The 20,152-nt window shown below is 67.9% G+C and carries 18 protein-coding genes; 6 read left to right on the top strand and 12 right to left on the bottom strand.

Annotated elements, in window-relative coordinates; translation table 11 throughout:
• Positions 1-5 precede the first annotated feature (5 nt).
• Together sdhD and sdhC are read right to left on the bottom strand one after the other, a co-directional pair.
• Entirely contained in the window at positions 6-398 is a 393-nt protein-coding gene (gene sdhD, locus VGC56_RS17905) for a succinate dehydrogenase, hydrophobic membrane anchor protein (protein ID WP_464127066.1), read from the bottom strand.
• Entirely contained in the window at positions 395-790 is a 396-nt protein-coding gene (gene sdhC, locus VGC56_RS17900; protein ID WP_464127065.1) for a succinate dehydrogenase, cytochrome b556 subunit, read from the bottom strand. Before sdhC ends, sdhD begins: the two co-directional genes overlap by 4 nt.
• Before the next feature lie 295 nt (positions 791-1,085).
• Here sdhC and VGC56_RS17895 point away from each other — a divergent pair, with 295 nt between their 5' ends.
• The gene (locus VGC56_RS17895) at positions 1,086-1,910 is read left to right on the top strand and encodes a phasin family protein (protein ID WP_464127064.1); all 825 of its coding nucleotides are present in this window, start codon (positions 1,086-1,088) and stop codon (positions 1,908-1,910) included.
• Between the two features lie 176 nt (positions 1,911-2,086).
• Here the strand turns inward: VGC56_RS17895 and VGC56_RS17890 are convergent, their stop codons facing one another.
• The 3 genes from VGC56_RS17890 to VGC56_RS17880 form a co-directional block, all read right to left on the bottom strand.
• Positions 2,087-2,272, bottom strand: coding sequence for a hypothetical protein (locus tag VGC56_RS17890; RefSeq protein ID WP_464127063.1), 186 nt, complete (start codon positions 2,270-2,272; stop codon positions 2,087-2,089).
• Between the two features lie 252 nt (positions 2,273-2,524).
• Positions 2,525-6,733 (bottom strand): RHS repeat domain-containing protein, encoded by a 4,209-nt coding sequence (locus VGC56_RS17885; RefSeq protein ID WP_464127062.1) that lies wholly within the window; start codon positions 6,731-6,733, stop codon positions 2,525-2,527.
• 87 nt (positions 6,734-6,820) lie between these two features.
• Positions 6,821-7,057 carry a hypothetical protein gene (locus VGC56_RS17880; protein ID WP_464127060.1) on the bottom strand — a complete coding sequence of 79 codons (237 nt, stop codon included), beginning with the start codon at positions 7,055-7,057 and terminating at the stop codon, positions 6,821-6,823.
• 278 nt (positions 7,058-7,335) lie between these two features.
• On the opposite strand from VGC56_RS17880, the gene clpS reads away from it, so the two are divergent.
• The 5 genes from clpS to VGC56_RS17855 all read left to right on the top strand — a co-directional run bounded on the left by clpS (position 7,336) and on the right by VGC56_RS17855 (position 15,407).
• Positions 7,336-7,671 (top strand): ATP-dependent Clp protease adapter ClpS, encoded by a 336-nt coding sequence (clpS, locus tag VGC56_RS17875; RefSeq protein ID WP_464127058.1) that lies wholly within the window; start codon positions 7,336-7,338, stop codon positions 7,669-7,671.
• A 138-nt stretch (positions 7,672-7,809) separates the two neighbouring features.
• Positions 7,810-9,477 (top strand): MFS transporter, encoded by a 1,668-nt coding sequence (locus VGC56_RS17870; protein ID WP_464127057.1) that lies wholly within the window; start codon positions 7,810-7,812, stop codon positions 9,475-9,477.
• Positions 9,477-10,613 (top strand): HlyD family secretion protein, encoded by a 1,137-nt coding sequence (locus tag VGC56_RS17865; protein ID WP_464127056.1) that lies wholly within the window; start codon positions 9,477-9,479, stop codon positions 10,611-10,613. The genes VGC56_RS17870 and VGC56_RS17865 overlap by 1 nt, the downstream gene beginning before the upstream one ends.
• The gene (locus tag VGC56_RS17860) at positions 10,610-11,992 is read left to right on the top strand and encodes an efflux transporter outer membrane subunit (protein WP_464127055.1); all 1,383 of its coding nucleotides are present in this window, start codon (positions 10,610-10,612) and stop codon (positions 11,990-11,992) included. The genes VGC56_RS17865 and VGC56_RS17860 overlap by 4 nt, the downstream gene beginning before the upstream one ends.
• A 67-nt stretch (positions 11,993-12,059) precedes the next feature.
• Positions 12,060-15,407 (top strand): error-prone DNA polymerase, encoded by a 3,348-nt coding sequence (locus VGC56_RS17855; protein WP_464127053.1) that lies wholly within the window; start codon positions 12,060-12,062, stop codon positions 15,405-15,407.
• A gap of 215 nt (positions 15,408-15,622) precedes the next feature.
• Here VGC56_RS17855 and sciP read toward each other — a convergent pair whose 3' ends face one another.
• The 7 genes from sciP to rpmD all read right to left on the bottom strand — a co-directional run bounded on the left by sciP (position 15,623) and on the right by rpmD (position 20,151).
• Positions 15,623-15,937: a CtrA inhibitor SciP gene (gene sciP, locus VGC56_RS17850; protein ID WP_464127112.1), complete on the bottom strand. Its 315-nt coding sequence runs from the start codon at positions 15,935-15,937 to the stop codon at positions 15,623-15,625.
• A gap of 87 nt (positions 15,938-16,024) precedes the next feature.
• A complete protein-coding gene (locus VGC56_RS17845; RefSeq protein WP_464127051.1) occupies positions 16,025-16,312 on the bottom strand; it encodes a hypothetical protein in 288 nt (95 codons plus the stop codon).
• A 79-nt stretch (positions 16,313-16,391) separates the two neighbouring features.
• Positions 16,392-16,961 carry a DUF1579 domain-containing protein gene (locus VGC56_RS17840; RefSeq protein ID WP_464127049.1) on the bottom strand — a complete coding sequence of 190 codons (570 nt, stop codon included), beginning with the start codon at positions 16,959-16,961 and terminating at the stop codon, positions 16,392-16,394.
• A gap of 184 nt (positions 16,962-17,145) precedes the next feature.
• Positions 17,146-17,793, bottom strand: a complete 648-nt coding sequence (locus VGC56_RS17835) for an adenylate kinase (protein WP_464127047.1) — start codon at positions 17,791-17,793, stop codon at positions 17,146-17,148.
• A gap of 31 nt (positions 17,794-17,824) precedes the next feature.
• Positions 17,825-19,186: a preprotein translocase subunit SecY gene (gene secY, locus VGC56_RS17830; protein WP_464127046.1), complete on the bottom strand. Its 1,362-nt coding sequence runs from the start codon at positions 19,184-19,186 to the stop codon at positions 17,825-17,827.
• A 109-nt stretch (positions 19,187-19,295) separates the two neighbouring features.
• The gene (gene rplO, locus VGC56_RS17825; protein WP_464127045.1) at positions 19,296-19,814 is read right to left on the bottom strand and encodes a 50S ribosomal protein L15; all 519 of its coding nucleotides are present in this window, start codon (positions 19,812-19,814) and stop codon (positions 19,296-19,298) included.
• A 160-nt stretch (positions 19,815-19,974) separates the two neighbouring features.
• Positions 19,975-20,151 carry a 50S ribosomal protein L30 gene (gene rpmD / locus VGC56_RS17820; protein WP_464127044.1) on the bottom strand — a complete coding sequence of 59 codons (177 nt, stop codon included), beginning with the start codon at positions 20,149-20,151 and terminating at the stop codon, positions 19,975-19,977.
• Position 20,152: the final 1 nt, after the last annotated feature.

Below are 20,152 nucleotides of genomic sequence, written 5' to 3'. Positions count from 1 at the left end.
GGCGCCTAAGCCCCCGGATTCCCCAGCGCGATCTTCAGGACGGCGAAGGCAGCCAAGGCGCCGGCGCCGACGGCGAAGAAATTGAGGAGGAGGAGGGTGAAGAACTTGTTGCCCTCCTCGTGGACATAATCCTCGATCACCACCTGGAGGCCGTCGCGCAGGTGGCGGAAGGTCACCCAGACGAGGAGCAGCATCGGGACGGCGGCCGCGGGGTCGCGCAGCCACTCGACCATCGTGCGCTGGTCGAGCGGGGCGAGGCGGACGAGGCTGACGATCAGCCAGAGGTACAAGAGGAAGGCGGCGACGGCGCTCTGCCGCTCCTGCCACCAATGGGCGCCGCCCTCGCGGGCCGAGCCCAGGCCGCGGACGCGGGCGATCGGGGTTTCCATCTCGGTCATTTCACCATCCACCACAGCAAAGCCCAGAACAGGATCGTCAGCACCACCGCGCCGGCAAGCACCGCGTTCGACCACATCTTGTTGGCGCGAAGCTCGAAGCCGGCGCCCATGTCGAGGACGAGGTGGCGAAGGCCCGAGAGCGTGTGCTGGAAGAAGGCCCAGCTGAGGCCGACGCCAATGACGATGCCGAGCCAGCTCGTCGCCCACTTGGTGAAGCTCGCATAGGCTTCGGCCGAGCCGGAAGCGGCGAGCAACCACCAGACCAGCGCAATGGCGCCAACGGTGGCGAGGCCGCCGCCGGTGACGCGGTGCAGGATCGACACGGCCATATGCGGCCCCCATTTCCAGATGGTGAGATGCGGCGAGAGCGGGCGCTCGGGGTTGCGGGACATGGTGCGGCTTTTAGGCGGAACGCGGGGCGTTGCAAGCCTCGGCCTTTCTTGCCCCCCATCGCCGGATGGGGAGGGGGACCACCCGTAGGGTGGTGGAGGGGTACCGCCCAAACGAGCGGGGTTTTTCGTCCTAAGCTCCCTCGACGGATTACCCCTCCACCACCTTCGCTGGTCCCCCTCCCCATGCGCTTTGTGCATGGGGAGGCAAAGGGTTCTGCTGCACCGCAACATTTTTCCTTGAAACGGCGCGCGCACTTGCTTATGTTGCACTGCAGCACAAGGAATGAGGAACATCATGGCCGACCAGAACCACCAGACCGAAGCCGCCAAGGCCGACGCCCCGAAGGCTGACTCCGCGAAGGCTGGCCAGGCTCACGCCGCGCCGAAGGCTGCCGAGGCTGCTCCGGCCGCCGCGAGGACGGAAGCCGCCGCCGCCAAGGTCGAGACCGCCAAGGCTGCTCCCGCTCCCAAGGCGCGCCGCACCACCAAGGCTGCCAAGGCCCCTCGCGCTGCCAAGGCCCCCCGCGCTGCCAAGGCCGCCAAGCCCGCGCGCCGCGCCGCCGCCAAGGCCGCTCCGGCCGCGGTCAAGACCGCCAAGCCGGCGCGCAAGGCCGCCCGTACCGCGGCTCGCACCATCAACACCACCACCACGCATCAGATCAAGGGAACCCAGACCATGAAGAATGAAGCCAACAAGATCGCCGACCGCGTCCAGGCCGTATTCGGCGACGCCAACGACCGCGCCAAGACCGCCTTCGAGCGCAACGCCCGCTTCGCCGAGGAGCTGACCGAGCTGCAGAAGGGCAATGTCGAGGCGTTCGTCGCTTCCACCAAGGTCGCCGCCCGCGGCGTCGAGTCGATCGGCCAGGAAGTCGCCGAGCTCTCCCGCAAGAGCTTCGAGGACGCCTCCGCGGCGCTGCGCAGCTTCGTCGAGGTGAAGTCGCCGACCGACCTGTTCCGCCTCCAGGGCGAGTTCGTCCGCGGCCAGTTCGACAGCTTCGTCGCCGAGAGCGCGAAGATGTCGGAAGCGATGATCAAGCTGGCCGGCGACGTCGCCCAGCCGCTGACCAGCCGCTACACGGTCGCCGCCGAGAAGGTGAAGACCGCCGTCGCGATCTAAGCGACCCGGTTTGAAGACCAAGGAAGGGCGGCTCTCCCCAGGGAGGGCCGCCCTTTTCTTTGGCGTGCTACGAAACCGCGCGGCGATGGCGGGGAAGCTCGATGTCCCAGGCAGTCTTCGCCACCTGGCGTGACCCATTTGGGCTGGCCCTCGCGCTTCCGGCGAGGATCGCCGCCTCAGTTCGAAGAGCGGGCGCGCTGTTGCAGCCTCTCCCGCACCGAGACGGCGATCACCGCCCCGCCCACCGCCAGCGCGATGCCGAATAACCACAGCATTCCACGACTGGCGCTGTTCCACTCGCGGATTAAAGTCGCCAGGACAACTGTGAAACTCAGAATGGGCGCTATGATCTTCAGTTTCATAACGGCATCTCCAGCTGGAGGGGTAAAGGTCGTTTGCGCACTCGGGCGATGCGCGCTAGGTTAGCTTTGCGCGTGAGTTCGGTCCGGGCGATGGTTGCCGGCGCAGATCGTCCAAGACGGAACGCCCTATTGCCGCGGCAACCAAGGCGAGCGCGATGCCGAAGAACCACGACATTCCAGTACTGCCGCTGTTCCGCTCACCAATTAGGATGGTCAAGAGCACTGTCAGAGCCGAAACGCCTGCCATGATCTTCATTTGCAGCCCAATGCTATTTTCGTGAGGACGCCGACGCCCCCCACTATACCAGTGCCCGCTACAATCGCAATCCCCGCAGGCCCGAGGACACCTTCGCCGGGGCCAGTAAACAAGCCCCCGAGGATCATTCCGCCGCCGATGACCGCTCCGCCAGCGCCAATCGCTTCAGCTACGGTAGCTGCTGTGCACCATTCCGAGTCCTTGGTGTCCGAAGGTGGAGCCGGGGCCGGGGCCGGAGCCGGAGCTCCGACCCTCGGCCCCGCCGGCCCGCCATTGACGCCGCCGAAGGAGCGCTGGAAACTCCATTCGTTGAGGAAGTCAGACGCCGTGTTAGGGGCCCACTGCGGCCTCACCCAGACTTGCTGGAAATAGGCGCCTCCGTGTGCGGCGACCGACTCGGCAAATCGCGGATCATCCATAGACTTGAGGCAATCATCGCATTCCGTCTGGCCATCGAGAGGCCCGCCTCCCCTAAATTTGCCGCCTCCCGCGCCGCCTGTGGCGGCCGGTGCCCCACCCGAGCCACCACCGCCGCCATCAGAGTCGGCGTTCATCACGCACCCGCCCAGCCGACTCCCCGGATCGTTTTCCCAATGCGATCCGCTGGGACATCCTTGGAGACCCAGCGGGTCGGTTCGATTGCCCGGATCCGCCGTAACGTAAGCGTAGAGGTTCATCCCGGCTCCGTACCTCATCGGGTCGGTCTGCATGAATCTTCCTAGCGTAGGCGAGTATATACGCGCCTTGTAATAGTACATGCCGAGCTCCGGCAGCAACGTCTGACCCGTATATTGGAACCGTCCGCTATTGCTCGAGCGCGGAATGCCGTACTCATCGTAGGTGTTCACAGTGAGTACCGAGCCAGAGCTGTTCGTCACGGCGACCACGCTCCCACGCTCGTCCTGGTGCAGGAACCGGCGGTCTGTAGTGCCCGAGCCTTCGTACCAGACGATCGGCTCGTCTGTCCCAGGGCCGTGCACGAACCGGCGTTGAAGGCTGTTGGAGCTGTTATACTCCGCAATCAAGGCCGTGCCGTCATACTGGAATCGCGTCGTCCCGGGCGTGCCGCCCGCGGTCTGGTACAGCCGCATTGCCGGGTCGTAGGCGAGCGTGATGCCCCCGGTCGCCGACGTCAGGAGGTTCTCGGAGCTGTAGCCGTAGGTCGTGCTCCCCGCCGACGTGAGGTTGCCCTTTGTATCGTAGGTCGGTGTCACCGATCCTGAGGCGGTGTACTGGTTCAGCCCATTGGCGGTGTAGCCACGGTTGACGTTGTAATGGCCGGTCCACGCATAATTGTCGTTCGAACGGGTATTACTCGTGATCTGGCTCGCCGGATTGTAGCTGAACCCGAGCGTCTGGTCGTAGCTGGTGCCCGCCACGTCCTCGACGAGCTGGGTGAGCCGCGAGGCGTTGTCGTAGGTGTAGCCGGTGGTGCTGGCGTCGCCACGGGTGATCGAGCTACGTCGCCCGAGGTCGTCATAGGCGTATGTGGCGAGCACGCCGACGCCCGAAGCGGCTCCGTTTTCGCGGATATGCGCTAACTCTCCCGTGACCAGGTAATCCTGGTCGACGTAAAACCCGTCGGGATGGGTGATGCGGGTGCGGCGGCCTGCCAAGTCCCAAGCCGAACTGGCCGTTCCCTGCGGTCCCACCTGCGTCAAGTTCCTGCTGAGCGCGTCGTAGGTGAACGACAGGGTCTGCGAAGAGGTCGCGGCCGAGGTCATCCTGCTGAGCCCGTCATAGGTATAGGTGACGTCGGGCTCTGTGCCAGGCAGATCCTTGTAGGTCATCCGGCCGAGAGCGTCGAACGTGAACGCGATGCTGTTGCCGTCGCGCAGCCGCCGCGACGTGATGTTGCCGCCGGCGTCGTAGCCGAGTTGCTCGTAGTCGGAGCTGTTGCTGGTGCCCGCGCCCTTGGTGCCGCTTGGATATTGCGTCTGGTAGAGCTGATCGAGGCCGTCATAGACGTAGCTCGTCTTGTTGCCCTCAGCGTCGGTCACCGAGGCGGTTTTGCCGTTGTTCGTGTAGGTCGTCGTCACCTCGTCCGCTTGGGTGCCGGTGACGCCGTAGGCGGTCTGGACCAGAGTTACCTGCCCGGCATTGTCGTAGGTCGTCTTCACGATCCGGTCATTGCCGTAGCTCGTCGAGGCGGTGCCGAGCGTGCAGGCGTCCGATGGTAGCGATCCGAAATAGGTGGGGTTCATCCGCTGCGCCACGCACTGGACGCGCCCGACCCCGTCGTAGCTGGTCTGGGTGAGCGCGTAGGTAGTGCTTCCTGAGGCCCGACTCTGCGTGATCGGGCGGTGGTAGGAATCGTAGCCGGTGTCAGTCTCCTGTAGGCTGGCGAACGCCGCCCAGTCGCTGTCGGACTGGCTGTTGACCGTGCCCCGCTCCACCTTGGTAACGCGGCCGGCGCTGTCGTAGGTGGTGCGCACGGCTCGGTTCTTCAGCGCGCCGCTGCCGTCCGGGTCGGGACCGATCACGCCCACGGCCTGCCGCGCTGCGTTGTAGCGATAGCGTACTGTATCGGCGCTGCCGGAGAGGGGGCCGTCCACGGTCAGCAGATTGCCGTAACCGTCGTACGTCATGGCCGTTGTCGCCGCGAGCGTGCCGGTTCCGTCGCCGCTCGTCGTCGAGGTCACGTTGCCGTTGCTGTCGTAGGCGGCTGTGGTCTTCGCCTCGTCGGAGCCGCCGGCACAGGAACTGGTCGTCTGGCAGGCGGAGACGGCGGTCACGTGATAAGCACCGCCGGTCAGCGTGTAGGAATAGCGCGTCTGCGGGCGCACCGCTCCGCTGGTCGGCGCCGGCGCGGTGACGCCGAGCACCCCGCCGTGGGTGCTGTCGTAGGTGAAGTCGGTGGTGTTGCCGCGCGCGTCGGTGACGCTGTTGGGGCTGTTGCACTTGACGACGTTTGTGCAGCTTGAATCGTAGCTCGCCGTCGCAACGACGTCGGAGAGGCCGGAGCCGGACTTGGCGACGCCGCGGGTCTCCGTAACGTTGCCGCGCGCGTCGTAGGTGAGGTTGATGTAATTGCCCTCGGGGTAGGTGGTGCGGGTGAGGCGCGCGCTGCTGTCGTAGGTGAAGCTGGTCGTGCGGCTCAGCGAATCGGTGACCGAGGTGATGGCGGCGATGCCGGTGTTCGCGACCACCGTCGTCGTGTGGCTCAAGGCGTCGGTCACAATCGTCGTCGCCGTGCTTCCTGACACGCTGCGCGAATAAGTGGTGGCTACCCCCGATTTGGTCACCGATGTGACGCTGCCGCCGGTGCCGTAAACCACCGAAACGTCGTCTGAGCTTGAGCCCGGCGCGCGCACGCCGGTAATGCGGTTTGCGCTGTCGTTAGTCAGCCGCCAGGTGCGGCCGCCGGCATCGGTGACGTCGGTGACCGTAGAGGAGACGTAGCTATAGGCGATCGAGCTCGACGCGCCGCTCACGTTGGCATTGGTCAGCGTGACGCCGCTGCGCTTGAACCAGTTGCCGGACGGCAGCTGGTGGAACGCGACCGTGTTCGAGACGAAGGTGAAGGCGGCGGCATAACCGGCGCTGTTGCTGACGCCGGACAGGCGCCAGGCGTAGGTACAGTCGAGGCTGCCGTCCGGATTGAACGTGGTCGAGCAGAGCGAGGGGACGTCCCAGGTGAAGCCGATAGTGGCGGCGTTCGGCTTGGTGATCGATGCCGCGAGGGCGGTGCAGCCGTTCTGGTTGGCGCCGACGTGGCTGCACAGGTTCGAGGCGCCGTCCTGATCGTCAGCGGGGGCGCCGAAGGTTACCACCGTGCCGTCGCGGCCGGTGTAGGTGAAGTCGCTGTGGTTGCCGCCGGTCAGCTTGGCGCCGTCGCCGCGAGCGGAGACGAAGGCGCCGCCGCTGGTGCTGGTGAAGGTCTCGCTGGCCGCCCCGAGCGTGACCGCGACCGTGGTCACCGACCCGGAGATGGTCTGGTACGCGTAAATGTTCTGCCAGTTGCTGGCATTATAGGCACCCGAGCCGTGCCGCTCGATCGACAATGCGCCTGCGCCGGAGCCGATCGTGCCCTCGTTGAAAACCAGCGGGAAGGAGCCGTCGACGAGGTTGACGCCGTTGGCGTCGATGGCGCGGTGGGCGGGCTCGGCGCTCTGGCCGCTCTGCGCAAAAGCAGGGGTGCAAAGGGCGGTGCCGGCGAGAAGGGCGCAGGCGAACACGCCTGCGCGAAACCTGGTTCTGGTCATCCACGGTGCTCCGAAACGGAGGATCCCGCGGCCCAGCGGGCTCAGTGTCGCGTCGCCGTCCGGAGCCGAAGCGCGGACGGCTCAGGGTTACGGCGGCGGCGAATTGTTGGGAGAGCCGGTAACCGTCACGTTCGAGCGGTTGTCGGCATGATCGTGGGTATATTGGGTGGTGACGCCGTTGTTGACCGTGCCGGTCCGCTCGACCTTCACCAATCGTCCCTTGGCGTCATAGGTGTAGGTGATCGTTTCGGTCGCCGATACGGCGGATGCTGTCAGGAATAGAGCAGCGCAGATGAGGCTGCTCACCGCAACCGTTCTGATCATTTGCCCTCGCTCCTCTTTAGCTCAACTTGCAGGCTGCGCCCTTTGTCTGGCATGGTCAATGGCATTACAAAATGTTAATATGCTGAGTGTTGGAGTAGAAAAATAACATAGCTTTCAAGATCTTGCCGTGTTCGCCCGGCGTCGAATTGCCCCCGCGCCTCGCGCCCGGCTGCAGCCACGCCGAATTCACCCAGATTTGAGGGAAAGCGCCTGCTTCCCCTTGCCCGAAAACGGCGGCTTGCCATATTGTGCGCACACCTATGGGACGGGACGAATTTTTGATCTTTGCCGCCGGCGACCGGCGCGGGGACGACGAGGGCACTGGCCTCGGCGTCGCCACCCGCACGCGCACCCGCACCAAGACCCCGTCCCCCTACAAGGTCCTGATGCTGAACGACGATTACACGCCGATGGAATTCGTCGTCGAAGTCCTGCAGCGCTTCTTCAAGATGAGCATCGAGGACGCGACCCGGGTGATGCTCGCCGTCCACCAGCGCGGCGTCGGGGTGTGCGGCGTGTTCACCTACGAGGTGGCGGAAACCAAGGTGTCGCAGGTCATCGACTATGCGCGGGAAAACCAGCACCCGCTGCAGTGCACGCTGGAGAAGGCGTAAGGCGGGAGCGGCCATAACGGCAGCCGCTCCGAGCAATCTTCCTAACCTTGATCAGCAACGGCGCCGGAGACCGGAACGGGGGCGAGACAATGCGGTTTCCCTCGCCGTGAAAGGCGCGTGAAAGGCGGGTGCCCGTAATTGACCGCAGCGGAAAGCACCTATGCGTTCGAGCCGCATGAGCGGCCGCTCATGCCCGGTTCCCCGGCGACGCCGCAGCACCCGATGCCGCGGCGCGTCGGCTATTTCGCCATCGGCGTCCTCATCTCGCTGAGCAGCGGGTTTGCCAACGCCGCTCTGGCCGGGAACCTGCCCCAGATCCAGGGCGCGCTGGGGCTCACCAGCCCGGAGGCCGCCTGGCTGTCGGCGGCCTATTCGATCGGCAACGTCTGCACGAGCTTCATACTCGTGAAATTCCGGCAGCAATTCGGCTTGCAGCGCCTGACCCGGATCTTCCTGCCGGGCTTCGTCGCCTTGTGCGGGGCGCAGCTCTTCGTCCACACCTACGGGCTGGAGCTGGCGCTGCGGACGGCGGCGGGAGCGGTGGCGAGCGGGTTCACGCCGCTCGGCTTCTTCTACATCATGCAGGCGATGCCGGCGAAGGCGCGGTTGGCGGGGATGATCATGGGCGTCGGCCTGGGCCAGGTCGCGCTGCCGCTGACGCGGGTGATCTCGCCCTCCCTCCTCACCGGGGGGGAGATCCAGACCCTGTTCGAGCTGGAATTCGGGCTCGCCCTCCTCTGCCTCGGCGCGGTGGCGCTGCTGCGGCTGCCGCCGAGCGAGCGGGCCGAGGTGCTGGAGCCGCTGGACTTCCTGACCTTCGCGCTGTTCGCGCCCGGCGTCGCGCTGGTCTGCGCAGTGTTCGCCGAGGCGCGCATCGTCTGGTGGACAACCGCGTGGCTCGGCTACGCGCTCGCCGGCGGCCTGCTCCTCATCGGCATCGCGATGGTGGTCGAGCACAATCGCGCCAACCCGCTCCTCAACACGCGCTGGCTGGCCAGCCGCGACATGCTCCGCTTCGCGATCATCGCCGCGACGATGCGCGTGCTCCTCTCCGAGCAGACGTTCGGCTCCGTCGGCCTCCTCACCCTGCTCGGCATGGGGCAGGACCAGCTCGTCACGCTCTACGCCATCGTCACCGTGGCGACCGTCGCCGGCCTCGCCGCCAGCCTCCTGACGCTCGATCCCAAGGACCTCATCCGCCCGCTCCTCATCTCGCTCGCGCTCATCGTGCTGGGCGCGCTGATGGACGCGCGCGCGACCAACCTGACGCGGCCCGCCACCGTCTATGCCAGCCAGGCGATCATCGCCTTTGCCGCCATCTTCTTCATCGGCCCCACGATGATGACCGGCATGCTGCGCGCCTTGTCGAAGGGTCCGAGCCACATCGTCAGCTATTCGATGGTCTTCTCGATGTCGCAGACGGTGGGCGGGCTCGCCGGAGCGTCGCTACTCGGCACCCTCCAGGTGGTGCGGGAGCGCCTTCACTCGAACGTGCTGGCCTCTTCGATCAGCCTCGCCGACCCGCAGGTCGCGGCGCGCGTCCAGCAGCTCGGCGGCGCCTATGCCCGCGTGCTCGGCGATCCGATGCTCCGCCAGGCCCAAGGCGCCGCGCTGCTCGCCCAGCAAGTGTCCCGCGAGGCGAACATCCTCGCTTACAACGACGTGTTCATCGTCATCGCCGCCCTCGCCGCCGCGGCGTTCGTCTGGATGGGCGCGCGCTGGCTTGTCTTCCGCATCCGCGGCGAGGCGCCGCTGGCGGCCGAGCTTGCGGCACTCCAGGCGCTGCTGTCGCGGAGGACCGGCTGATGGACAGCGCCGCCCCGCCGCCGCCCGCCCCCGAGCGGCGGCTCGAGGATCCGGTCGAGGCGCTGCCCGCCGCGGAAGCGCGGCCGCCGCGCGGCTGGGCGCCGCCGCGCAGCGGTCTCGCCTGGTCGCTGGTCTTCGTCGGCTTCCTCGTCGCCGGCGCCCTGTTCATCCTCTACGCCTGGGGCCTGCCGCCGTTCGGGACCGCGGTGCAGTCGACCGACAATGCCTATGTCCGCGGCAGGACCACCGTGATCAGCCCGCAGGTCAGCGGCTATGTCACCGAAGTGCTCGTCCAGGATTTCGAGGACGTGAAGCCCGGCCAGCCGCTGCTCCGGATCGACGACCGCATCTATCGGCAGCGGGTCGAGCAGGCCCGTGCCAATGTCGCGGCGCAGCTCGCCGCCCTTGCCAATTCGCAGCAGAGCCAGCGCTCCAGCGAGGCCTCGGCGGCGGGGCAGGCCGCGGCGGTGGCCAATGCGCGGGCGCAGCTCGCCCGCGCCCAGGCCGACATGCGGCGCGTCAACGAGCTGGTCGGCCAGGGCTCTGTGTCGCTGCGCGAGCGCGACCAGACGCTGGCGGCTTTGCGGCAGGCGCAGGCGGGGGTCGCGCAGGCGCAGGCGCAGCGCACGGTGGCGGGCGAGCAGGTGCGCACCGTCGTGGTCGGGCGCGGGGGCCTCGAGGCGGCGGTCGAGAACGCCCGCGCGGCGCTGCGGCTCGCCGAAATCGACCTTGCCAACACGATCATCCGCGCGCCCACCGACGGCCAGGTGAGCGAGGTCTCCGGACGGGTCGGGCAATATGTGACGGCCGGGACCCAGCTCCTCTTCCTCGTCCCCCGCCAGGTCTGGGTCGTCGCCAATTTCAAGGAGGCGCAGACGGCGCATGTCGTGCCCGGCGCGGCAGCGAGCATCCGCGTCGACGCGCTCGGCGGCGCCCGCCTCACCGGCCGGGTGGAGCGGCTCGCGCCTGCGGCCGGCAGCGAATTCTCCGTCATCCGGCCCGACAATGCGACGGGCAATTTCGTCAAGGTGCCGCAGCGCATCGCGGTGCGCATCGGCCTCGATCCCGGGCAGAAGCTGGTCGCCCGCCTTCGCCCAGGCATGTCGGTCGAGGCCCAGGTCGAGGGGATGCAATGAGGCGGACCGCCGCCGCGTCCGCTTTGGCGGCCCTGCTCGCCGGCTGCGCCGGGCATGTGCCGCCGGTGCCGCCGGAGGCGAGCGTCACTCCGCCGGCCGGCTGGCGGACCGCGACCGGACCTACTGCGCCGATCGACGCGGCCTGGTGGGAGCGGTTCGGCGATCCCATGCTCACCGCTCTCGTCCGCCGTGCGCTGGCGAACCACACCGACATCGCCATCGCCGCGGCCCGCGTCCGCGAGGCGCGTGCGCAGGAGCAACTCGCCCGCGCCGCGCTCTTCCCCACCCTCGACCTCGGCGCCGGCGCGACCTTCGGGCGCAGCGTCAGCGCGCTGGGCACCCCGGTGACGACGCTCGGCGTGCAGCCGCTCTTCCAGACCTCCTACGAATTGGACCTGTTCGGCCGGACGAGCGCCCAGATTTCCGCCGCGCGCTCCGCCTTCCTCGCCAGCGCGGCGGCGCGCGACGCGGCCGCGCTCAGCGTCGCGGCGGCGACCGCGACCGGCTATCTGACCCTGCGCGGGCTCGACGCGCGGCTCGACATCCTGCGCGCGACGCTCGCCGCCCGCGCCGAGGCGCTGCGCATCGCCCGCTCGCGCGCGGCGGTCGGCTATACGTCCGAGCTCGAGCTTCGCCAGGCCGAGGCGGAATATCAGTCCACCGCGCAATCCATTCCCGCCGCCGAACTGGCCGTCGCCCGCCAGGAGAACGCGCTGAGCCTGCTGCTGGGCGAATCGCCGCGGGCGATCGCGCGTGGGCTCCCGCTGGGCAGGATTGTCCAGCCGCCGGTTCCGGCAGGGTTGCCCTCCGATCTCCTCCGCCGCCGGCCGGACATCGCCCAGGCGGAGTTCACCGTCGCCGCCTCGGACGCGACCCTCGCCGTCGCCCGCGCCCAGTTCCTGCCGCGGATCAACCTCACCGGATCGGCGGGGGCGGTGCTCTCGACCGCGCTCGGCAATCCGATCAGCATCTGGTCGGTCGGCGCCTCGGTGCTCGCGCCGATCTTCGAGGGCGGGCGGCTGCAGGCCGGGGTCAACACCGCCGCGGCGCGGCGCGACCAGGCGGCCTTCGGCTACCGGCGGACCGTCCTCACCGCCTTCCGCGAGGTCGAGGACAGCCTGGTCGCGGTCGACCGGCTGCGGGCGCAGCGGGCGGCGCTCGAGGCGCAGCGGACGGCGACGGCGGCGGCGCTGCGCCACGCCGCCAACCGCTATCAGGCGGGCTATACCTCCTATCTCGAGCAGCTGGACGCCCAGCGCGCGCTCCTCGCCGCCGAATTGAGCCTCGTCCAGGCCGAGACCGACCAGCTGACGGCATCGGTGGCGCTCTATCAGGCGATGGGGGGCGGCTGGACCGGAGTGGCCGCGACGCCGCGCTAAACAGGTTTACATAGGCCGGTTCATGTTCCACTTCTGTTCACGCGCGACTCGGCGCGGAGCAGGAGCCATGGCGACCTATTGCGAGCTTCAGGTGACGACCCATTTCAGCTTCCTGCGCGGTGCGTCGGGGGCCGACGAGCTGTTTGCGGCGGCGGCTCTCCTGAAACTGCCGGCGCTGGGGGTGACGGACCGCAATTCGGTGGCGGGGATCGTGCGGGCGTGGGAGGCGGCGAAGACCACCGGCGTCCGGATGGTGGCGGGGTGCCGGCTGGACCTTGCCGACGGGACGGCGCTCCTCGTCTACCCGACCGACCGGCCCGCCTGGTCGCGGCTGACGCGGCTGCTGTCGATCGGCAAGGCGCGGGCCGGCAAGGGGGCGTGCGAATTGCACTGGGCGGACGTCGAGGCCCATGCCGAGGGGCTGATCGCCATCCACCTTCCCGAGGCGGCGGACGCGGCCAATGCCGCTTTGCTCGGCCGGGTCGCGGCGCTGTTCGGCGACCGGGCCTACCAGGCGCTGACCTTGCGCCGCCGGCCGGGCGACGCGCTGCGCATCCACCAGCTCGACGCACAGGGCAGCGCGGCGGGCGTGAAGAGCGTCGCTTGCGGGGACGTGCTCTACCACAGCCCGGAGCGGCGGATGCTGCAGGACGTGATGACCGCGATCCGCGAGAAATGCACGATCGACGCCTTGGGCTTCCGGCGCGAGCGCAACGCCGACCGGCATCTGAAGGGTGCCGACGAGATGGCGCGGCGCTTCGCTGTCTATCCGGACGCGGTCGCCGCCAGCGGCGAGATCGCCCGACGCTGCACGTTCGACCTCTCCGAGCTGCGCTACCAATATCCCGAGGAGGCGGTGCTGCCGGGCATGACGCCCCAGCAGGCGCTCGAGACGTTGAGTTGGGAGGCGGCGCACGCAAGATATCCGGACGGCGTCCCGGAGCGCACCGCCGCCCAGCTGACCCACGAGCTGACGATGATCGGCCAGCTCAATTACGCGCCCTATTTCCTCACCGTCCATTCGATCGTCAAACACGCCCGCTCGATCGGCATCCTGTGCCAGGGCCGCGGATCGGCGGCGAACAGCTGCGTCTGCTATCTGCTCGGCATCACCTCGATCGATCCCATCGCCCACGAATTGCTGTTCGAGCGTTTCGTCTCGCCCGAGCGGCCCGAGCCGCCCGACATCGACGTCGATTTCGAGCATGAGCGCAGGGAGGAGGTGATCCAGTGGATCTACGAAACCTACGGCCACCACCGCGCCGCGCTCACCGCCGTCGTGTCGCGCTACCGGGCGCGCGGCGCGGTGCGGGAGGTGGGGAAAGCGCTGGGGCTGCCGGAGGATTTGACCGCGGCGCTGGCCGGGCAGGTGTGGGGCTGGTCGAACGAGGGGGTTGAGGACCGGCATGTCGAGGAATTGAGCCTCGACCGCAGCGACCCCCGGCTCGCCCTCACCCTCGACCTCTCGCGCCAGCTGATCGGCACGCCGCGGCACCTTTCCCAACATCCGGGCGGCTTCGTGCTGACCCAGGAACGATTGGACGATCTCGTGCCGATCGAGCCGGCGGCGATGGAGAATCGCCGCGTCATCGAGTGGGACAAAGACGATATCGACGCGCTTGGCTTCATGAAGGTCGACGTGCTCGGCCTCGGCATGCTCGGCTGCATGCGCCGCGCGTTCGACCTGCTGCGGGACCATCGCGGCATCGCCATGGAGATGGCCGACCTGCAGGAGGACGACGCTGAGACGTTCGCGATGATCCGCAAGGCGGACACTTTGGGCGTCTTCCAGATCGAGAGCCGGGCGCAGATGGCGATGCTGCCCAGGATGAAGCCGACGCGCTTCTACGACCTCGTCATCGAGGTGGCGATCGTGCGGCCGGGGCCGATCCAGGGCGACATGGTCCATCCCTATCTGAGGCGGCGGGAGGGCAAGGAGAAGCCCGAATATCCGCGCCCTGAGTTGCGCGCCGTGCTCGAGAAGACGCTGGGCGTGCCGCTCTTCCAGGAGCAGGCGATGAAGGTCGCCATCGTCGGCGCCGGCTTCACGCCGGCCGAGGCCGACCAGCTGCGCCGCTCGATGGCGACGTTCAAGTTCACGGGCGGCGTCAGCCACTTTCGCGACAAGATGATCGGCGGGATGGTGGCGCGCGGCTACACCCACGATTTCGCCGAGCGGACCTTCAAGCAGATCGAGGGCTTCGGCAGCTACGGCTTTCCCGAGAGCCACGCGGCGAGCTTCGCCAAGATCGCCTACGCGTCGAGCTGGATGAAGTGCCACCACCCGGACATCTTCTGCGCGGCCCTACTCAACGCCCAGCCGATGGGCTTCTACGCCCCGGCACAGATCGTCCGCGACGCGCGCGACCATGGCGTCGAGGTGCGGCCGGTCTGCGTGAACCACAGCAGGTGGGATTGTACGCTGGAGGGGAATTCCTCCCCCAGCTTGCTGGGGGAGGGGGACCACCCGAAGGGTGGTGGAGGGGCTCTTTTGCGCGATGCCCCTCCACCAGGCTCCGCCTGGTCCCCCTCCCCGAGCAAGCTCGGGGAGGATCTAATCCCCCTCCGCCTCGGCATGCGGATGGTGAAGGGGCTGGCCAACGTCCACGCGGCGCAGATCGTCGCGGCGCGCGGCGAGCGGCCGTTCGCGTCGATCGAGGACATGTGGCGGCGCTCCGGGGTGCCGCTGGCGGCGCTGGAGAAACTGGCCGACGCCGATGCCTTTGCGGGCTTCGGGCTCGACCGGCGGCAGGCGATCTGGCGGGTGCGGGGGCTGGGCGAGGCGCCGCTCCCCTTGTTCGCCGCCGCCGACGCGCGCGAGCGCGAGCCCGAAGTCGTGCTGCGGCCGATGACCGAGGGGCGCGAGGTGGTCGAGGATTACCGCTCCGTGCAGCTGTCGCTGAAGGCGCACCCGGTGGCGTTCCTCAGGCCCGAACTCGACCGGCGCGGGGTGACGCGGTGCGGCGATCTTCGCCATGTGAAGGACGGCCGCAACGTCGAGGTGGCGGGCGTGGTGCTGATCCGCCAGCGGCCGGGCTCGGCCAAGGGCGTATTGTTCCTCACCATCGAGGACGAAACCGGCGTGGCGAACGCGATCCTGTGGCCCGACCGCTTCGAGGCGCAGCGGCGGATCGTGATGTCCTCGGCGATGATCGGCATCAAGGGCGTGGTCCAGAAGGAGGGCGAGGTGATCCACGTCGTCACCGCGCGGATGGAGGACATGACCCCCCTCCTCCACTCGGTCGGCGCGATGGATTTTCCCCACCGCACGTCCGCCGGCGATGGGGCGAAAAATGCCGGGCCGGACCCACGCGACGGCCTGGGCCGCAAGGCGCGCAACCTGTTCGAGCCGGTCTTCGAGGTGGGGCGCGGCGACGAAGCCAGGATCCCGCTCAAGAGCCGCAATTTCCACTAGCTTCCTCCCCATCGGAGATGGGGAGGGGGACCAGCGAAGCTGGTGGAGGGGTATTCACACGCACAAGAGGATCGATCACCAATCCGCCCGTGCTCTTCGCAATACCCCTCCACCACCCTTCGGGTGGTCCCCCTCCCCAAGCGTTCCGCTTGGGGAGGCAAAGGAAAAGGGCGCCGCCTTTCGGCAGCGCCCTCTTCACCCTCGGTAGAGCCCAATCAGAACTTCTGCTGGCGCTCGTACAGAGACTTGTAATGCTGGATCCGCGTCACGCGCAGGCCGGCCATGCCCGAGCGGTCGACGGCGCGTTGCCAGCCGGCGAACTCCTCGATGGTGAGGCCGTAGCGGTCGCACGCTTCGTCGACCGAGAGGAGGCCGCCGTTGACGGCCGCCACTACCTCCGCCTTGCGGCGCACCACCCAGCGCGACGTCGAGGGCGGCGGCAGCGAATCGAGCGTGAGCGGTTCGCCCAACGGCCCGATCACCTGCACCGGACGCGCCCGGGTGTCGTTCGATACAGCTTCGAGGGTCATGCTCATCTTTGTCTTGTCTCCCCGCCCAGCCTGTACGCCCGCCCATTGAAGGAAGACTGAAACCGGACGGTAAATTTCCTTTTCATGTCAGTTTACGACCCGTTGCCGAGCGACTGCAGACGGTCGGCTCGCAATCGCAGGGCAGAAGGCGCCGCGCTGGGCGAGGCGTGCCTCGCGCCACAGCGGGCCGTGCAAGATCAGCTCGACGAGAGGATCGGCGACGGTCGGGATCACCGGCCTCGCGACAAGCGCCTGCACCGCCGCGCTCGCCGCCTGCTGGGCGGCAAGGGCGGCGCGGAGCATGCCGAAATCCGGATGCGCAGCCGCGCGGCTCGCAAACCGCGCCTCGGCGCGCTGGAGAAATCCCAAGTCCATCCGCCCTCTCTAGGGGCGAGGCCTGAAAAGCCGGTTAAGGCGGCGTTGAGCCTATCTTAGGGGAGGTTAAGCCGCCGGATCAGCGGGGCGGCACGGCGCCGGCGGCCGGCCAGCCGGTGTCGCCGACGCGCTTCAGGTTCATCTCGAACACCTGCACCGGCTCCCCTGCCCCGGCGACGCGGTAGCCGACCTCGCGCCAGGCGCCGCCGCCGATCGTCGCGCGATAGCGGATCACCGTGCCGGGGCCGGCCGGCACTTCCCAGGAATAGCCGTCCGCTTCCGCCTTCAGGCCGAAGTCGCCGGCATAGCCCAAAGCGTAGGAGTGGAGCGTGTAGGCCTGGGCCTGCGGGTTCCAGGAGACGATGCCGAAGGCGTTGAAGCCGGTGGTGCCGTCGGCATTGTAGGAATGGCCCTCAATCACCTTGATCGTGCCGCCGAGCATCGGCCCCACCCGCTCGGTATGGGTGACGTCGTGGCGGCCGCCTGGCGTGATCGTCCAGGCGCTGCCCCGCCACACGCCGTCCATCATCGCGAACTTGGCCAGCGCCGCCTGCTCGGAGGCGATCAGCGCCGCCGGATCGGGTGGACGCTGGGCAGTGGCGGGCTCGGCGGCGGCAAGCAACAGGGCTGCGGCGGCGAACTTGTACATGATGCGATTTCCCCCTCTGCACTGCAGAGTGCGCGGAGACGCAGAGGAAGTCAACCGGCCTGGTCCTCCCCTGCATTTGCAGGGGAGGGGGACCACCCGAAGGGTGGTGGAGGGGCCTCTTGCGGCGAAGGGCCCCTCCACCATGCTCCGCATGGCCCCCTTCCCCCGGAAATCCGGGGGAGGATTAGGTTGTCAATATCCCCTCGATCGCCGCCTTCACGTCCTCGATCGGGGCCATGCCGTCGACGCGGCGGACGAGGCCCTTGGCTTCGTAGAAGGGGAGGATCGGCGCGGTCTTGGCGCGGTATTCGGCCATGCGGGTGCGGACCGTCTCGGCATTGTCGTCGGGGCGGCGCTTGAACTCGGTCGACCCGCAGACGTCGCAGACGCCCTCCGCCTTCGGGAGCTTGTAGCGGTCGTGATAGCCGGCGCCGCACTTCGCGCAGGAGAAGCGGCCCGAGATGCGGTCGACCAGCGCGTCCTCGTCGACCGCGAGGACGATGACGTAATCGAGGTGCATGCCCTTCTCGGCGAGCAGGGCGTCCAATGCCTCCGCCTGCGCCGGGGTACGCGGGTAGCCGTCGAGGATGAAGCCGCGCCGCACGTCGTCCGCGTCGAGCCGCTCGGACAGGATGCCGTTGACGATGTCGTCCGAGACGAGGGCGCCGGACGCCATGACGGCCTTGGCCTGGAGGCCGATCGGCGTGCCTGCGGCAACGGCGGCGCGGAGCATGTCGCCGGTCGAGAGCTGGACCATGCCGCGCTCCTCGACCAGCATCTGCGCCTGCGTGCCTTTGCCGGCACCCGGCGGCCCGAGCAGGATGATGTTCATAAGCGAGCTTTCCCTGCGCGCCCGAGGCGCTTTACCGCCGCCCCGCGCCCTTCAATTTGGCCTTCTTGATGAGGTCGCCGTACTGATGGGCGATGAGGTGGCTCTGGATCTGGGTCACCGTGTCCATCGTCACGTTGACGACGATGAGCAGGCTGGTGCCGCCGAGCCGGAACGACAGGCCCATCTGGGCGATCGCATATTCCGGCACCAGGCAGATGATGGTGAGGTAGGCGGCGCCGATCACGGTGACGCGGGTCAGCACGTAATCGAGATATTCCTCGGTCCTTTTGCCCGGGCGGATGCCGGGGATGAAGCCGCCGTAGCGCTTCAGATTCTCGGCCGTCTCCTCAGGGTTGAACACCACCGCCGTGTAGAAGAAGCAGAAGAAGATGATCCCCGCCGCATAGAGGAACATGTAGAGCGGCGAGCCGTGCTGGAGCGCCGTCGTCACCGTGATGATGAAGTCGCCCCACTTGCTCTCGCCCGGGATGCGGTTGCCGGCGAACTGCGCGATCGTCAGCGGCATCAGCAGCAGCGACGAGGCGAAGATCGGCGGGATGACGCCGGCGGTGTTGACCTTCAGCGGCAGGTGCGAGCGCTCCGCCTGCATCTGCCCGCGCGCGGTTTGTCGCTTGGGATATTGGATCAGCACCCGTCGCTGGGCGAGCTCCATGAAGCAGATGCCGAGGATCAGGCCGCCACAGGCGACGATCACGCCGATGATGATCAGCGGCGACAGCGAGCCGGTGCGGCCGCCTTCGAACATCTGCGCCAGCGTCGCCGGCAGCTGCGCGACGATGCCGGCCATGATGATCAGCGAGACGCCGTTGCCGATGCCGCGGGTGGTGATCTGCTCGCCCAGCCACATCAGGAACATGGTGCCGCCGACGAGGGTGACGACGGTGGTGATGCGGAACATCAGGCCCGGATCGATGACCGGCGAGGCGTTCTTGCCCGGATGCTCGAGCCCCATCGCCATCATATAGCCCTGGATCGCGCAGAGCAGCACGGTGCCGTAGCGGGTATACTGGTTGATCTTCTTGCGGCCGGTCTCCCCCTCCTTCTTCAGGGCGGCGAGGCTCGGCGACATCGAGGTGGCAAGCTGCACGACGATCGAGGCGGTGATGTAGGGCATGACGCCGAGCGCGATGATCGACATGCGCTGCAGGCTGCCGCCCGAGAAGGTGTTGAAGAAATCGAGGACGCCGCCCTTGGTCGTGTCCATCAGCGAGGCGAGCGTGCGCGGGTCGATGCCCGGCAGCGGCACGAAGGACAGCAGCCGGAACACGATCAGCGCGCCGAGGGTGAACCACAGCCTTTTCTTGAGGTCCGTCGCCTTGGCGAAATTCGCCAGGGAGAGGTTGGAAGCCATCTGTTCGGCTGCGGATGCCATATCGTGTCGATCCTGCGAAAGGCGTGAGGCGGCGGAAGTGAATACCCCCGCCGCCTCATATAGTGACCGCTTCGGGCTTGTCAGCCTCGAAGGGCGAAACGCGTGCGGGTCAGGCCTTGCGCTTCTTGACGCTGTTCTTCTTCGCGGCGGCCTTTTCGGCCGCGGAAACGACCTCGATCACCTCGAGCGAGCCGCCCGCGGCCTCGACCGCCTGACGGGCGCCGGCCGACGCGCCGGCGACGCGCAGGGAGAGCTTGGCGGTGAGGCTGCCCTTGCCGAGCAGGCGGACGCCGTGCTTGCCGCCGCGCGCCAGGCCCGCGGCCTTCAGCGCGTCGTGGTCGAGTGTGCCCTTGGCATCGAGCGTGCCGGCATCGACCAGCTTCTGGATCGCGCCCACGTTCACCTCGGCATAATCCTTGGCGAACGGGTTGTTGAAGCCGCGCTTCGGCAGCCGCATGTGGAGCGGCATCTGGCCACCCTCGAAGCCGGCGATCGAGACGCCCGAGCGCGACTTGGCGCCCTTCTGGCCGCGCCCGGCGGTCTTGCCAAGGCCCGAGCCGATGCCGCGGCCGACGCGCACCCGGCTCTTCCGGGCGCCCTTATTGTCACGAAGATCGTTGAGTTTCATCTGTCTGCACTCGCTTTCGCTTTTGTCGCGCTGTGTAAAAAGCCCCTCCCCTTCAAGGGAGGGGTTGGGGGTGGGGGAGTCGAGGGCGGCAAACCGCAGCCTCTTCTTCCACACTGCCCCACCCCAACCCCTCCCCTGAAGGGGAGGGGCTAGAGGGGGCTTACTCCGCCACCTGCACCATATGCTGCACCTTGCGGAGCATGCCGCGGACCTCGGGGGTGTCCGTCAGCTCGACCGTCTTATGCATCTTGTTGAGCCCCAAGCCGATCAGCGTCTTGCGCTGGTCGGGCGTGCGGCGGATCGGCGAACCGGTCTGGGTGATCTTGATCGTCGCCATG

The sequence above is a fragment of the Allosphingosinicella sp. genome (assembly GCF_036403745.1).
Taxonomy (GTDB): domain Bacteria; phylum Pseudomonadota; class Alphaproteobacteria; order Sphingomonadales; family Sphingomonadaceae; genus Allosphingosinicella.
The sequence above is the reverse complement of the archived record's forward strand: the minus strand, read 5'-3'. Positions and strand labels throughout refer to the sequence as shown.

Coding starts and splice junctions, on each gene's coding strand:
- sdhD (WP_464127066.1), bottom strand. CDS start 398: ATGACCGAGATGGAAACCCCGATCGCCCGCGTCCGCGGCCTGGGCTCG.
- sdhC (WP_464127065.1), bottom strand. CDS start 790: ATGTCCCGCAACCCCGAGCGCCCGCTCTCGCCGCATCTCACCATCTGG.
- VGC56_RS17895 (WP_464127064.1), top strand. CDS start 1,086: ATGGCCGACCAGAACCACCAGACCGAAGCCGCCAAGGCCGACGCCCCG.
- VGC56_RS17890 (WP_464127063.1), bottom strand. CDS start 2,272: ATGAAACTGAAGATCATAGCGCCCATTCTGAGTTTCACAGTTGTCCTG.
- VGC56_RS17885 (WP_464127062.1), bottom strand. CDS start 6,733: ATGACCAGAACCAGGTTTCGCGCAGGCGTGTTCGCCTGCGCCCTTCTC.
- VGC56_RS17880 (WP_464127060.1), bottom strand. CDS start 7,057: ATGATCAGAACGGTTGCGGTGAGCAGCCTCATCTGCGCTGCTCTATTC.
- VGC56_RS17865 (WP_464127056.1), top strand. CDS start 9,477: ATGGACAGCGCCGCCCCGCCGCCGCCCGCCCCCGAGCGGCGGCTCGAG.
- VGC56_RS17860 (WP_464127055.1), top strand. CDS start 10,610: ATGAGGCGGACCGCCGCCGCGTCCGCTTTGGCGGCCCTGCTCGCCGGC.
- VGC56_RS17855 (WP_464127053.1), top strand. CDS start 12,060: ATGGCGACCTATTGCGAGCTTCAGGTGACGACCCATTTCAGCTTCCTG.
- sciP (WP_464127112.1), bottom strand. CDS start 15,937: ATGACCCTCGAAGCTGTATCGAACGACACCCGGGCGCGTCCGGTGCAG.
- VGC56_RS17845 (WP_464127051.1), bottom strand. CDS start 16,312: ATGGACTTGGGATTTCTCCAGCGCGCCGAGGCGCGGTTTGCGAGCCGC.
- VGC56_RS17840 (WP_464127049.1), bottom strand. CDS start 16,961: ATGTACAAGTTCGCCGCCGCAGCCCTGTTGCTTGCCGCCGCCGAGCCC.
- VGC56_RS17835 (WP_464127047.1), bottom strand. CDS start 17,793: ATGAACATCATCCTGCTCGGGCCGCCGGGTGCCGGCAAAGGCACGCAG.
- secY (WP_464127046.1), bottom strand. CDS start 19,186: ATGGCATCCGCAGCCGAACAGATGGCTTCCAACCTCTCCCTGGCGAAT.
- rplO (WP_464127045.1), bottom strand. CDS start 19,814: ATGAAACTCAACGATCTTCGTGACAATAAGGGCGCCCGGAAGAGCCGG.
- rpmD (WP_464127044.1), bottom strand. CDS start 20,151: ATGGCGACGATCAAGATCACCCAGACCGGTTCGCCGATCCGCCGCACG.